Raw genomic sequence first — 12419 nt, 5'->3', positions numbered from 1 at the left:
CACCGAAGCGAGGGGACCCGAAGCGCAGCGTAGGGCCGGATGGTGGAGCGCAGACCTTTTGGTTACTTTTGGGGCGTTTGCCAAAAGTGACCCGCCGTAAGGGCGGAAAGGTGAATCAGCGTCTCCATCGCAAATGGATCTGCTCCCAAACCTAAAAACTACAAATCAAGAATCAAGAATCAAGAATCAAGAATCAAGAATCAAGAATCAAGAATCACGCCGCAAATCCGGCGGAATCGGCAAATCCTTCTTCAACGGATCCGGCGCCTTCCCCTTGCCAGCCCGGTACTGCCGAATCTGGAACACATAAGCTAACACCTGCGCCACCGCCAAATACAACCCAGCCGGAATCTCCTGCTCAAGCTCGGTAGAGTAATAGATCGCCCGCGCCAACTCCGGCGACTCCAAAATCTGCACCTTATGCTCAGCAGCAATCTCACGCATCTTCAACGCAATGAAGTCGGTGCCCTTGGCCAGCAGCAGCGGCGCCGCCGAGCCCTTATCGGGGTCATACTTCAGCGCCACCGCATAGTGCGTCGGGTTGGTAATGATCACGTCAGCCTCAGGCACCGCAGCCATCATGCGCCGCTGCGAAACCTCCCGCTGCAACTGACGAATCCGCTGCTTGACCTCAGGCTTGCCTTCACTGTCCTTGTACTCGTCGCGCACTTCCTGCTTGGTCATCTTCAACTTCTTGTGCGTTTGCCACAGCTGGAACGGCACATCCAGCGCGGCAATCAGCAACAGCCCCGCCGCCATCCACAAGGCACTCCACCCGACCACCTGGACACTGTGAATGATCGCCTGCTCAAGCGGCTCATTGGCAATCGCCAACAACGCCTCGCGGTCGCTGGAAAGCACCACCAGCGCCACCACCAAGATCATGAAAAACTTCGCCAATGCCTTGAGCAGCTCGGTCAAAGCGTTCAAGGAGAACATGCGCTTGATCCCCGCCAAGGGATTCATGCGACTGAATTTGGGCTGCAACAGGCTGCCTGAGAACAGGAACCCACCCAGAGCAATCGGTGCGATGAAGGCGACCACGAACAACAGCACCAGGATCGGCTGGGTAGCCCAGATGGCCGTCTTGCCCGAGTTGAGCAAATAGGCGGCCATGGACCCTTCAGCCATCAACACCTCACGCGGCAAGCTGAAGTTCAACCGCATCAGCTCCATCAGGGTCTCGCCCAGATAGCCACCAAAGGCCAGCAGTGCGCCTGCCCCGCCGAGGGTGACGGCGACGGTGTTCAGCTCCTTGGAGCGGGCAACCTCGCCCTTCTCGCGCGCCTGCTTCTTGCGCTTGTCGGTGGGTTCTTCTGTCTTGTCCTGACCACTCTCGCTCTCAGCCATGCTCAGCGCGCCCGTGCCAGTTCACGCAGCCATTGCAGCGCTTCGCTGGCCAATGCCTGGTAGTGGGAGAGAATGTCGGCAAGGCCCACCCAGAAGATGGCCATGCCCATCACCAATGTCAGCGGAAAACCGATCGAGAAGATATTCAACTGCGGCGCAGCGCGGGTCATTACGCCGAAGGCGATGTTGATCACCAACAGCGCAGCAATCACCGGTAGCACTAATAACAATCCGGCACCCAACACCCAACTCAAGCGCCCAGCCAGCTCCCAGAAGTGATTGACCATCAGCGCGTTGCCAACCGGCAAGGTGGTAAAGCTTTCGGTCAACACCTCGAACACCACCAGATGGCCATTCATCAACAGAAACAGAATACTCACCAGCATGGTCATGAACTGGCTAACCACTGCCACGTTGACACCGTTGGCCGGGTCGACCATCGAGGCAAACGCCATACCCATCTGCACCGCAACGATCTGCCCAGCCACCACGAACGCCTGAAACAGCATCTGCAATGAGAAACCAAACACCGCACCGATGATCACCTGCTCGCCACACAGCAAAAAGCCCTGCAGGCTCAGCGGTTCGAACTCGGGTAATGGCGGCAGACCCGGCACGATCACCACAGTAATCGCCAGGGCCGCATACAGGCGAATACGCGCCGGGAGCATCTTGGTGCCGAAGATCGGCATGGTCATCAGCACCGCAGTGACCCGGAACAGCGGCAGCATGAAGGTCGCAACCCAGGTCCCAATCTGCGCGTCGGTCAGCTCCAGCATGGCCGCCTCACCCGATCAGCTGCGGAATGCTGGTGTACAGACCAATGAAGTACTCCATGAACTTCTGGGTAAGCCATGGGCCAGCGACAATCAAGGTCACCAGCATCATCAGCAAACGCGGCAGGAAGCTCAGGGTCTGCTCGTTGATCTGGGTGGCGGCCTGGAACATCGCCACCACCAGACCGATCAACAGGCTCGGCACCACCAGCACGGCCACCATCAGGGTGGTTAGCCACAGAGCGTCGCGGAACAGGTCGACAGCAACTTCAGGTGTCATGCAAGGCTCTCCTTGACGGCGTCAGACGCCGCCGAAACTGCCAGCCAGGGTGCCCATGATCAGCGCCCAGCCATCGACCAGCACGAACAGCATGATCTTGAACGGCAAGGAAATGATCAGCGGCGACAGCATCATCATACCCATCGCCATCAGCACGCTGGCGACCACCATGTCGATGATCAAAAACGGGATGAAGATCATGAAGCCGATCTGGAACGCGGTCTTGAGCTCGGAGGTCACGAACGCCGGCACCAGGATGGTCAGCGGCGCCTGGTCCGGGCTGGCGATATCGGTACGCTTGGACAAGCGCATGAACATGTCCAGGTCGCTTTGCCGGGTCTGCGCGAGCATGAAGTCCTTGAGCGGGACCTGGGCCTTGTCGATGGCCTGCTGGGCGGTCATCTGCTCGTTCAGATAGGGCTGGATCGCCGTCTGGTTCACCCGGTCGAACACCGGCGCCATGATGAAGAAGGTCAGGAACAGCGCCATGCCGGTCAGCAGTTGGTTCGACGGCGTCTGCTGCAGACCCAGGGCCTGACGCAGGATGGAGAAGACGATGATGATCCGGGTAAAGCTGGTCATCAGGATGACGAACGCTGGAATGAAACTCAGCGCCGTCATGATCATCAGGATCTGCAGGCTGACCGAATATTCCTGCTGCCCGTCCGCCCCGCTGGACAGGGTGATGGCCGGGATCGACAGGGGGTCGGCGGCCAGGGCCTGCGGCGCCGCCAACCACAGCACGACTGGCAACAAGGTGCTCAACAGGATGCGCAGGGCGCCACTCATTACTTCTTGTCCTTCTGATCCTTGCCCATCAGCTCGAGCAGCCGCTGGGCGAATTCCGGCGTGGCCGGACGGGCACCCGCGGGCACCTCGACCGGTTCGGCCAGCACATGCAGGGCCTCGATGCTGCCCGGGCTATGCCCGATCAGGATCTGCTCCTTGCCCACCTGTACCAACAACAACCGATCACGCGGACCGATGGCGCGCGTACCGACGATTTCGATCACTTGCCCACTACGCGGCGCGGCGCCTTGCATCCGGCGCACCAGCCAGGCGAGCAAGAAGATCAGACCGACCACCAGCAACAGCCCGAAGACCATCTGCGCCAGTTGCCCGCTAAGACTGCCTGGGGTTCCAGGGGCAGGCGTGGCAGGGATCGTCGCAGCGATCGCTACCTCACTGGCGAGCAGCGCCGCCAGGGCCGTCGCGGCCCGCATCAGCGCCTTCACTCAGCGCAGCTTCTTGATACGTTCGCTTGGGCTGATCACGTCGGTCAGGCGAATGCCGAACTTCTCGTTGACCACCACGACCTCGCCATGGGCGATCAGCGTGCCGTTGACCAGCACGTCGAGCGGCTCGCCGGCCAGGCGGTCAAGCTCGATCACCGACCCCTGGTTGAGCTGCAGCAGGTTGCGAATGTTGATTTCGGTGCTGCCCACTTCCATCGAGATGCTCACCGGAATATCCAGGATCACATCCAGGTTGGGGCCTTCGAGGCTGACGTTTTCGTTCGGCTTGGGCGAGCTGGCGAACTCTTCCATTGGCAGTCGGCCGGCACCGGAGTTGCCCGCGTCCGCCGCCAGCAGTGCATCGATGTCGGACTGGCCGGCATCGCCGGTCTCTTCCAGGGCTGCTGCCCACTCATCTGCCAAAGCCTGCTCCTCGGGGGAGCTGATCTCGTTTTCGTTAGCCATAATATCCTCGACAAGCATTCAATTCGGGGGTTGCGAGCGGCACGCCTTCAGCGGCGCTCGATCGGATCGATGATCTGCAGCGACAGGGTGCCCTTGTGCGACCCCAGCCGCGCCTTGAACGACGGCACGCCGTTGGCACGCAGCACCAGGTGCTCAGGCAGCTCCACGGGAATCACATCGCCAGGCTGCATGTGCAGGATGTCGCGCAGCTTGAGCTGACGCCGCGCCACGGTGGCCGAGAGCGGCACGCTGACGTCCAGCACGTCCTCGCGCAGGGCCTTGACCCAGCGCTCGTCCTGATCGTCCAGGTCGGACTGGAAGCCCGCGTCGAGCATTTCGCGCACCGGCTCGATCATCGAGTACGGCATGGTCACGTGCAGGTCGCCGCCACCGCCATCGAGTTCGATGTGGAAGGTCGACACCACCACCGCCTCGCTTGGGCCAACGATGTTGGCCATGGCCGGGTTGACCTCGGAGTTGATGTACTCGAAGTTGACCGGCATGATCGCCTGCCAGGCTTCCTTGAGGTCAACGAAGCACTGGTCCAGGACCATGCGCACCACCCGCAGCTCGGTCGGGGTGAACTCACGCCCTTCGATCTTGGCGTGACGCCCGTCGCCACCAAAGAAGTTGTCCACCAACTTGAACACCAGCTTGGCATCGAGGATGAACAGCGAGGTGCCGCGCAGCGGCTTGATCTTGACCAGGTTGAGGCTGGTCGGCACGTACAGCGAGTGCACGTACTCACCGAACTTCATCACCTGCACGCCACCGACCGCGACATCGGCGGAGCGGCGCAGCAGGTTGAACATGCTGATCCGGGTGTAACGGGCAAAGCGCTCGTTGATCATCTCCAGGGTCGGCATGCGCCCACGCACGATCCGGTCCTGGCTGGTCAGGTCATAACTTTTGACGCTGCCCGGCTCGGCTGCGCTTTCGGTCTGTACCAGCCCATCATCGACGCCGTGCAACAGGGCATCGATCTCATCCTGGGACAGCAGGTCCTGTACGGCCATTGCGGACTCCTACTGCAATACGAAATTGGTGAACAGCAGCTGGTCGACGACCGGCTTGCCGACTTCCTTCTGCGCCACTTCCTGAACCACCGCAGTGGCCTTCTGGCGCAGCATTTCCTGGCCGACCGAGCTGCTGGCCAAGGTGTCGAAACCTTGCCCGGAGAACATCATCACCAGGTTGTTGCGAATGACCGGCATGTGCACTTTGAGCGCGTCCAGGTCAGCCTGGTTGCGGCCCTGCATGGTGATGCTCACCTGCATGTAACGCTGGCGGCCGTTCTGATTGAAGTTGACCACGAAGGCTGGGGCCAGGGGCTCGTAGATCGCTGCCGGCTTGATGTTGGCCAGGGCTGGGTCCGCTGCCGGAGCCGACTCGCTCTTGTGCATGATGAACCAGGTGGCGCCCACCGACAGGCCGACGGCCAGTAGCAGGGCTACTACCAGCAGCAGGATCAGCTTGAGTTTGCCTTTCGTGGCGGGGTCTTTCACTGCGTCGCTCTTCGCCATGCCAATAATCCGTCGTCCATCGGGGTTTCAAAGGAGGATGACGTGGCTTGAGCAAGTGTTATGCCAGAATCGCCGGGAGGGGCGATTGCCGGGCCAGGTGAATGATAAACCGCTGCGGTGCATGGCCAGGGCTGCGCCCTGGTTCGCGGGCAAGCCCGCACAGAGTTAGCGTCGTCTTTCTAACGCGTGGCCGGCTCGCCCCCTGCAGGAGCGGGCTTGCCCGCGAACCAGGGCGAAGCCCCGATCAGGCGTAGTAATCGACCGCACTATCGCCGATCACCACTTGCTGCTCGAGTGGCTGGGCAGCGGCATCTGCCAGCTCGCCTTGCTCGCCGGAGGCCGCTTGTGCACGCCGTGCTGCTACTCCAGATAGCTGCGAGCTATCTTGTTGCGCCTGCTGTTGCTGACCGCGCGACTGATCGGCAACGTTGACATCAGGCTGGGCCAGGCCCTGCTGGGCAAACAGCTCGCGCAGGCGATGCAGCTGACTGTCGAGGCTGTCACGCACGCCAGCATGGCCGCTGATGAAGGTGATTTGGGTCGCCTGGTCCGCCGCTACATTGACGCGAATATCCAAGCGCCCCAACTCAGCCGGCTCCAGTTGAATCTCGGCAGACTTGAGGTTCTGACTGGAAAGGTACATCACCCGGTTCACCAAGCCCTCGGTCCAGGCGTTCTGATTCATCGACAGCGGCTGATGCAATGGCGCCGGGTTGACCGGCAGCGCATTGGCGGTTTTCGCCGTGGCTGCCTGGGTCAGACTGGCCAGGCGATCGGCGAAGTCATCGACCCGAGTGTCACTGCTGGCACTTTTGATGTCCTTCAGGCCATCTTCAAGCAAACTGCCAAAGGCTTTATCGCCCGGCTCGGACTGCTCACCCTCGGTTTGCGATTTGCCGATCAGGTTCGCCAAGGTATTGACGGCTGACTGGCCATCGTCAGGCTGCGGCTGGGCGTTATCAGCACTATTGGCGTGGGCCGAGGTGGTGCCTTTGGCCTGGGCGCTCTGCTCAAGGGCCAAGCGCAGGGTGGGCAAGCCCGCCAGGGGGTCAGCCTCAGGATCGAACGTTTCATTGGCCGCTTCGTCGCCCACAGTTGGCGCCAACGGTGCCGCTGGCAGGGGTTGTTGGACCACGGCCTGGAGCACTGGTGCCACTGCCTCGGCTTGCGCCTGGATCAATTGAGCACCGGGCTGCGCATCGGTCACCTGACCTGCAACCAGGCTGGCATCCAGTGAACTGGCAGCGTCATCCTGAGCGGTTTCGCCTGCTGCAAGGGCTGCATCGGCGGCTGGCAAATTCTTGCCGTCATCGGCAATCGATGACTTATCGCCAGCGTCTTGCTTGCCGCTGGCGGCAGCATCCGGTTTGTCTTTGGGCTTGGCCTGGGCAACCTTGTCGTCACGCACAGGGCTGCTATCACGCCCCTGCTTGGCCATGACCTGATCGAACCCTTTACCCTGCTCGGCCACCGCCGACTGGGGCTTGTCAGCCATGCCAGTGGTCGCGCGCGACTGCTTGGCGACAGCGCTGGCTTGCAACAAAGGGTTGGGTGCGACAGGCATTGAAAAGTCTCCGCGCCAGATGGCGTAAAAATCGTCTGGGCAGAAACAGGCAAAAGTCGCGCCAAGTTTTGATCAGCCGCTAGAAATGCGCGCACATTCACCGCGGTAGAAGCACTGAACTTCACGGTACTCCTGGTCGATGCGGTTGATCAGATCTTCGATGCCATACAACCGCGACTGGCGCACCCGCTCTTCAAGCTGCTGACACAGCGCCGCCAAGCCAACAGCGCCCATATTGCTACTGCTGCCCTTGAAGCTATGGGCAGCCATGCCGAGCTCGGCCGCATTCTTGGCACCGTGCAGTTGACTCAGGCGTCGTTCTGAGTCCTCCAAAAAGGTCTCCAGCAGCTGTTGATAGCCGCCCTCCATGACGTCTTGCAGGTCGCTCAGAACCTGGTGATCGATATGCATGTCCACCACTTGCTCACTCCTTGATCAAGTCCAGTATGACGTATTGGCCGGCTGCCGGGGCCTGCACTCACCAACAGATTTGTATCCGCGCGCAGCGCCCGCCTTCCAGCCATTGCGCGTGCTGGCTCAAGCGCCGCACCAGATTCACTCCACGACCACTGAAGCCTTGCTCATGCGCAGGTCGAGCTAAAACCTGTTCGACATCAAAGCCTGCACCACTGTCTCGCACCTCAATGGTCAGACGCCCGCCTTGGCCGTGCGGTTCAACCCTTAAATCAAAGCGCACATCGCCATCGACCTGCCGCGCCAGGCGCTCTGCGCGCTGCCGATAGTATTCGGCAAAGCCGCTGGCATCGCGCTTGAGGCCCGAATCCAAGCCCAGCACGCCATGCTCCAGGGCGTTGGAATACAGCTCACTGAGCACACTGTGCAACACCCCGCTGCTTGGCCGCAGCCCATGGACCTCTTGCAGCAACTGCAACAGGTAGGGCACGGGGTTGAAGCGCTTCAAGCTATCGCCCCGCAGCGTGAACCCCAGCGACCAATCCAGCGGGCTAGATCGACCACTGTCAGAGTAGAGCATTGCCGCAGGCGCCTCGAATCCCGGTTCAACCATGCGGATGTCGCACAGACTGATATCGTCGCGAGCACGCCCGCCAAAACGCTCCAGCGCCTGCAACACATCATCGAACAAACGCTCTGGGTCAAGGTTCTCGGCCATCACCGCCTGCAAGCGCTCGACACCGAACAAGCGCTCTTGATCATCGCTGGTATCAAGCACCCCGTCCGATAGCAACAGCAGCCGTTCGCCCACGCCCAGCGGCATTACCTCGGTGCTGTCATCGAATCGCTCTGGCGCCAGGATACCCAGCGGCAAATGCCTGGAGGCCAGGGTCGCCAGCAGCTCGCCACTGGCCGACAACCGATAGCCGTCGGGCATGCCGCCATTCCATACTTCCACGCAGGCTCCCTGGAAGCTCAGGTTCAGCAACAGCGCACAGCAGAACATGTCCACCGGCAGGATCCGCTTGAGCTTGGCGTTCATCTCACGCAGGGTTTCGGCCAGGCCATAGCCCTTGGCCGTCATGCCGTAGAACACTTCTGCCAGGGGCATGGCGCCGACCGCCGCAGGCAGACCATGACCGGTGAAGTCACCCAGCAGCACATGCATGTCACCGCTAGGAGTAAAGGCTGCCAACAACAGATCGCCATTGAACAGCGCATACGGCGACTGCAAGTAACGAATATTCGGTGAGCGCAGGCAACCGCTGTGGGCCACCTTGTCGAATACAGCCTTGGCCACCCGCTGCTCGTTGAGCAAGTGATGGTGGTGACGGGCTATCTGGTCGCGCTGCTCCAGCACCGTTGCTTGCAACCTGCGCAAACGGTCCATGGCGTGGATCTTGGCGCCGAGAATCACCGCACTGTAGGGCTTGGCCACGAAGTCATCGCCGCCCGCTTCAAGGCAACGCACCAGGTCGTCGTCTTCGCTGAGCGAGGTGAGAAAGATGATCGGCACCAGCGCCTGACCGGCCAGCGCCTTGATCTGGCGGGCGGCCTCGAAACCGTCCATCACCGGCATCAGCGCATCGAGCAGAACCAGCTGCGGGCGTTTTTCGGCGAACAGGGCAACGGCTTGCTCGCCGTTTTCGGCGGTGAACACCTCGTGACCTTGGCGACGAATGATTTGCGCAAGCAATAGCCGGTCTGCCGCTCCATCTTCGGCGATCAATACGCGCAGCGCTTGGTCGGCTGGCATTGGGGCTGTCAGCTGATGTCGAAGAGCTTGTCGAAATTGGAAATGGCCAGGATCTTGCGCACGTCGGAGCTGGTGTTGATCACGCTGATGCATGAGTCATCACCGCCTTCGTGATCGCGCAACAACAGCAGCATGCCGAGGGCGGAACTGTCCAGGTAGGTGGCCTCCTTGAGGTCGACCACAACAGTATCGGGGCGCTCAGGCTGGCGCTCATAGGCGCTTCGAAACTCCTGGTGCCTGCCGAAATCGAAGCGACCCTTGACCTTGATCGTCAGCTTTTTCTCGTCCCGTGAAAAATCAGTTTCGACTGCCATGCTAGCGATTCCTTCGATGATGGCGAATGCGACTTCAGAAGGTTTAGCAGGCCAGCGGCTGTGCCGCAAGCGGGTGGTGCGGGCACCGCGTACTACATGTAGCTCTGCCGAGGCAAGCGCTGGGACAATTCATCCAGCAGCTTCTGCTCGCGCTTGTCCTCGGCCCGGCGCGCCTCATCCAAGTAACGCTGGACCAGCTTGCGCAACCCCTCGACCCGCGCATAAGCCTGCTGCCAGGCATTGCGCGCGTTGTTCAAGTTGGTCTGGTGCCAGGTCAGGCTCTGGCGCTGCTGGGTCATGGCCGTTTCAAGTTGCGCAAGGAAGCGCTGGTAGTTGAGCAACCAGCTGCCGTTGACCCCCTGCCCGCCGCGATTGATCCACTGCGCCTGGTAATCTTCGCGAAAGCGCTCAAGCTCAGCTAACTTGGCCTGCGCCTGAGCCACCTGCTGCTGAAAATGGCCAAGCCGTTGCACGGCCTTGCGCTCGGCCTCCTCGGCCATTTCCACCACTGGCGCCAGGCGCGCGGCTCGACTGGGCATGGCCATGGCCTATCAACCGCCCGCCGGCGCAGCGAACACCGCACCCAGCTGTTCGCGGCTCTGCGCCATGCTGACGTTTTCGTCCAGGCCTTGGCGCAGGAAGCCGACCAGCTTGGCCTGCAGCGCGATGGCCAGGTCCGTCTCCGGATCGCCACCCGCCACGTAGGCACCCACGCTGATCAGGTCGCGGCTTTGCGACAGGCGCGACCACAATTGCTTGAATTTCTGCGCCTGGCGCAAGTGATCGGCATCGACCACCTGGGGCATGACCCGGCTGATCGACGCTTCGATATCGATCGCCGGATAATGCCCCTCTTCAGCCAGGCGCCGCGACAACACGAAGTGACCATCGAGCACACCCCGCGCTGAGTCGGCGATCGGATCCTGCTGGTCGTCACCTTCCGAGAGCACGGTGTAGAAGGCGGTGATCGAACCGCCCCCAGCCTCGCCATTACCGGCGCGTTCCACCAACTTGGGCAGTTTGGCGAACACTGACGGCGGATAGCCACGGGTCGCCGGCGGCTCGCCGATGGCCAGGGCAATTTCCCGCTGGGCTTGGGCGAAACGGGTGAGCGAATCCATCAACAGCAGGACATTCTTGCCTTTGTCGCGAAAGTATTCGGCGATCCGCGTGCAGTACATGGCCGCGCGCAAGCGCATCAGCGGCGCATCGTCGGCAGGAGAAGCCACCACCACCGAACGCTTGAGGCCCTCTTCGCCAAGGATGTGCTCGATGAACTCCTTGACCTCACGACCCCGCTCGCCGATCAACCCGACCACGATGATTTCGGCTTCGGTGAAGCGGGTCATCATGCCCAGCAGCACCGACTTACCCACACCGGTACCGGCAAACAGGCCCAGGCGCTGGCCGCGACCGACCGTCAACAAACCGTTGATGCTGCGGATACCGACATCCAGCGGCTGGCTGATCGGGTCGCGGTTGAGCGGGTTGATCACCGGGCCGTCCATCGGCACCCAGTCTTCAGCCTTCATCCCGCCCTTGCCGTCCAGCGCACGGCCAGCGCCGTCGAGCACCCGCCCCAGCATGCTCATGCCCATCGGCAGGCGGCCGCTGTCATCCAGTGGCACCACGCGCGCGCCCGGGGCGATGCCGGCGATGCTGCCGACCGGCATGAGGAACACTTTACTGCCGGAAAAGCCCATCACCTCGGCCTCGACCTGGACCGGGTGATAACTGTCGTCATTGATCACCATGCAGCGGCTACCGACGGCGCCGCGCAAGCCTTCGGCCTCCAGGGTCAGGCCGACCATGCGCAGCAGACGCCCCTCCACCACGGGCTGCTCAGGCAACTTGATCGCCTCGGCGTATCCGCCCAGGCGCTTGCCGAAACTGGTGCGATCAAGGCGCATCAGTAGCTCCAGAAGGGGCATCCAGTTCGATGGACAGATCTGCCGCCGCCGGATGCAGGGCCTGGTCATGCAACTGGTCGAACAGTTGCGCCACGGCCTTCTCCATACGGGTTTCCACAGTGGCGTCGATGCGGCTGTGGGCTGTCTCGATGCGGCAACCACCTGGCAGCAGCGCCTCGTCTTCAAGCAACTTCCAGCTCTCCTCATGCCGTTCGCGCAAGGCCTTGGCCAGCTCGAAGTCTTGCGGATTGAGATGGATGCGAATGTTGTCGGCGCCCATGGGCAGCAGTTTGAGTGCCTCGCGCAACACGTGGGTGATATGGCTGGAGTCGTTGCGCAGTTCGCGACCGATCACCTGACGGGTCACATGGGCGACCAGATGCACCAGGGATTTTTCGATCTGGGTATCCTGCTCGGCGATCGGCTCGAGCAAATGCCCCATCAGCTGTTCCAGGCTTTGCAGCTTGGCCGCCAGGGCCACTTCAGCCTCCTGGCGCACCTTCAACTGAGTGCTGTGAAAGCCCTCGCGCTCGCCAGTGGCGAAGCCTTCGTTGTAGGCCTCCTGGCGGATCGCTTCGAGCTCTTCGAGAGTCAGCGGCTGGACTTCCTCCAGCGGCACTTCCTCGACTTCTTCCTCGATCACTTCTGGCTCAGGTTCCGGCTCAGGTGCCGGGTCGAAGCTAGGCAGCGCCCACACATCGACGCCCTCGAGGTCGCGGGCACGGATCAGGTCGCTGGGGTGTTCAGTAGTAGACATGCTTGATGTTCCCGAAACCAATTTCAACCAGAGCAGCGTGGGTGCGGGCTTGCCCCGCGATAGCGATAGCAGTGA

15 protein-coding genes are annotated in these 12419 nt (G+C 61.5%); all 15 read right to left on the bottom strand.

The window, feature by feature from the left end:
• Positions 1 to 207: 207 nt before the first annotated feature.
• The 15 genes from flhB to fliH all read right to left on the bottom strand — a co-directional run bounded on the left by flhB (position 208) and on the right by fliH (position 12344).
• A complete protein-coding gene (gene flhB, locus ACF8K2_RS26440; RefSeq protein WP_392469005.1) occupies positions 208 to 1350 on the bottom strand; it encodes a flagellar biosynthesis protein FlhB in 1143 nt (380 codons plus the stop codon).
• A 2-nt stretch (positions 1351 to 1352) separates the two neighbouring features.
• Positions 1353 to 2129 (bottom strand): flagellar biosynthetic protein FliR, encoded by a 777-nt coding sequence (gene fliR, locus ACF8K2_RS26435; RefSeq protein WP_392469003.1) that lies wholly within the window; start codon positions 2127 to 2129, stop codon positions 1353 to 1355.
• A 7-nt stretch (positions 2130 to 2136) separates the two neighbouring features.
• Positions 2137 to 2406: a flagellar biosynthesis protein FliQ gene (gene fliQ, locus ACF8K2_RS26430; protein ID WP_392469000.1), complete on the bottom strand. Its 270-nt coding sequence runs from the start codon at positions 2404 to 2406 to the stop codon at positions 2137 to 2139.
• A gap of 21 nt (positions 2407 to 2427) precedes the next feature.
• The gene (gene fliP, locus ACF8K2_RS26425) at positions 2428 to 3195 is read right to left on the bottom strand and encodes a flagellar type III secretion system pore protein FliP (RefSeq protein WP_264235045.1); all 768 of its coding nucleotides are present in this window, start codon (positions 3193 to 3195) and stop codon (positions 2428 to 2430) included.
• Positions 3195 to 3629, bottom strand: a complete 435-nt coding sequence (gene fliO / locus ACF8K2_RS26420; protein ID WP_392468995.1) for a flagellar biosynthetic protein FliO — start codon at positions 3627 to 3629, stop codon at positions 3195 to 3197. Before fliO ends, fliP begins: the two co-directional genes overlap by 1 nt.
• Before the next feature lie 12 nt (positions 3630 to 3641).
• Entirely contained in the window at positions 3642 to 4106 is a 465-nt protein-coding gene (fliN, locus tag ACF8K2_RS26415; protein ID WP_186555983.1) for a flagellar motor switch protein FliN, read from the bottom strand.
• A 47-nt stretch (positions 4107 to 4153) separates the two neighbouring features.
• A complete protein-coding gene (fliM, locus tag ACF8K2_RS26410; protein ID WP_186555982.1) occupies positions 4154 to 5122 on the bottom strand; it encodes a flagellar motor switch protein FliM in 969 nt (322 codons plus the stop codon).
• 9 nt (positions 5123 to 5131) lie between these two features.
• On the bottom strand, positions 5132 to 5629 hold the full coding sequence (fliL, locus tag ACF8K2_RS26405; RefSeq protein ID WP_186555981.1) for a flagellar basal body-associated protein FliL: 498 nt from the start codon (positions 5627 to 5629) through the stop codon (positions 5132 to 5134).
• Between the two features lie 244 nt (positions 5630 to 5873).
• Positions 5874 to 7193, bottom strand: coding sequence for a flagellar hook-length control protein FliK (locus tag ACF8K2_RS26400; protein WP_392468977.1), 1320 nt, complete (start codon positions 7191 to 7193; stop codon positions 5874 to 5876).
• A gap of 72 nt (positions 7194 to 7265) precedes the next feature.
• Positions 7266 to 7613 (bottom strand): Hpt domain-containing protein, encoded by a 348-nt coding sequence (locus ACF8K2_RS26395; RefSeq protein ID WP_392468972.1) that lies wholly within the window; start codon positions 7611 to 7613, stop codon positions 7266 to 7268.
• 58 nt (positions 7614 to 7671) lie between these two features.
• Positions 7672 to 9363 carry a SpoIIE family protein phosphatase gene (locus ACF8K2_RS26390; protein WP_392468966.1) on the bottom strand — a complete coding sequence of 564 codons (1692 nt, stop codon included), beginning with the start codon at positions 9361 to 9363 and terminating at the stop codon, positions 7672 to 7674.
• A gap of 8 nt (positions 9364 to 9371) precedes the next feature.
• Entirely contained in the window at positions 9372 to 9677 is a 306-nt protein-coding gene (locus tag ACF8K2_RS26385) for an STAS domain-containing protein (RefSeq protein WP_186555977.1), read from the bottom strand.
• A 92-nt stretch (positions 9678 to 9769) separates the two neighbouring features.
• The gene (gene fliJ / locus ACF8K2_RS26380; RefSeq protein ID WP_186555976.1) at positions 9770 to 10222 is read right to left on the bottom strand and encodes a flagellar export protein FliJ; all 453 of its coding nucleotides are present in this window, start codon (positions 10220 to 10222) and stop codon (positions 9770 to 9772) included.
• Between the two features lie 6 nt (positions 10223 to 10228).
• A complete protein-coding gene (fliI, locus tag ACF8K2_RS26375; RefSeq protein ID WP_186555975.1) occupies positions 10229 to 11587 on the bottom strand; it encodes a flagellar protein export ATPase FliI in 1359 nt (452 codons plus the stop codon).
• A complete protein-coding gene (gene fliH / locus ACF8K2_RS26370; RefSeq protein ID WP_392468951.1) occupies positions 11577 to 12344 on the bottom strand; it encodes a flagellar assembly protein FliH in 768 nt (255 codons plus the stop codon). Before fliH ends, fliI begins: the two co-directional genes overlap by 11 nt.
• Between the last annotated feature and the right edge of the window lie 75 nt (positions 12345 to 12419).

The sequence above is a fragment of the Pseudomonas sp. xss_2 genome (genome assembly GCF_043104195.1).
Taxonomy (GTDB): Bacteria; Pseudomonadota; Gammaproteobacteria; order Pseudomonadales; family Pseudomonadaceae; genus Aquipseudomonas; species Aquipseudomonas urmiensis.
Note: the sequence above shows the minus strand (reverse complement) of the source record. Positions and strands in the feature narration are given on the sequence as shown.

What these genes read in the sequence shown, in the direction of transcription:
- flhB (WP_392469005.1), bottom strand. Translation starts at nt 1,350, where the DNA reads ATGGCTGAGAGCGAGAGTGGTCAGGACAAGACAGAAGAACCCACCGAC.
- fliR (WP_392469003.1), bottom strand. Translation starts at nt 2,129, where the DNA reads ATGCTGGAGCTGACCGACGCGCAGATTGGGACCTGGGTTGCGACCTTC.
- fliQ (WP_392469000.1), bottom strand. Translation starts at nt 2,406, where the DNA reads ATGACACCTGAAGTTGCTGTCGACCTGTTCCGCGACGCTCTGTGGCTA.
- fliP (WP_264235045.1), bottom strand. Translation starts at nt 3,195, where the DNA reads ATGAGTGGCGCCCTGCGCATCCTGTTGAGCACCTTGTTGCCAGTCGTG.
- fliO (WP_392468995.1), bottom strand. Translation starts at nt 3,629, where the DNA reads ATGCGGGCCGCGACGGCCCTGGCGGCGCTGCTCGCCAGTGAGGTAGCG.
- fliN (WP_186555983.1), bottom strand. Translation starts at nt 4,106, where the DNA reads ATGGCTAACGAAAACGAGATCAGCTCCCCCGAGGAGCAGGCTTTGGCA.
- fliM (WP_186555982.1), bottom strand. Translation starts at nt 5,122, where the DNA reads ATGGCCGTACAGGACCTGCTGTCCCAGGATGAGATCGATGCCCTGTTG.
- fliL (WP_186555981.1), bottom strand. Translation starts at nt 5,629, where the DNA reads ATGGCGAAGAGCGACGCAGTGAAAGACCCCGCCACGAAAGGCAAACTC.
- ACF8K2_RS26400 (WP_392468977.1), bottom strand. Translation starts at nt 7,193, where the DNA reads ATGCCTGTCGCACCCAACCCTTTGTTGCAAGCCAGCGCTGTCGCCAAG.
- ACF8K2_RS26390 (WP_392468966.1), bottom strand. Translation starts at nt 9,363, where the DNA reads ATGCCAGCCGACCAAGCGCTGCGCGTATTGATCGCCGAAGATGGAGCG.
- ACF8K2_RS26385 (WP_186555977.1), bottom strand. Translation starts at nt 9,677, where the DNA reads ATGGCAGTCGAAACTGATTTTTCACGGGACGAGAAAAAGCTGACGATC.
- fliJ (WP_186555976.1), bottom strand. Translation starts at nt 10,222, where the DNA reads ATGGCCATGCCCAGTCGAGCCGCGCGCCTGGCGCCAGTGGTGGAAATG.
- fliI (WP_186555975.1), bottom strand. Translation starts at nt 11,587, where the DNA reads ATGCGCCTTGATCGCACCAGTTTCGGCAAGCGCCTGGGCGGATACGCC.
- fliH (WP_392468951.1), bottom strand. Translation starts at nt 12,344, where the DNA reads ATGTCTACTACTGAACACCCCAGCGACCTGATCCGTGCCCGCGACCTC.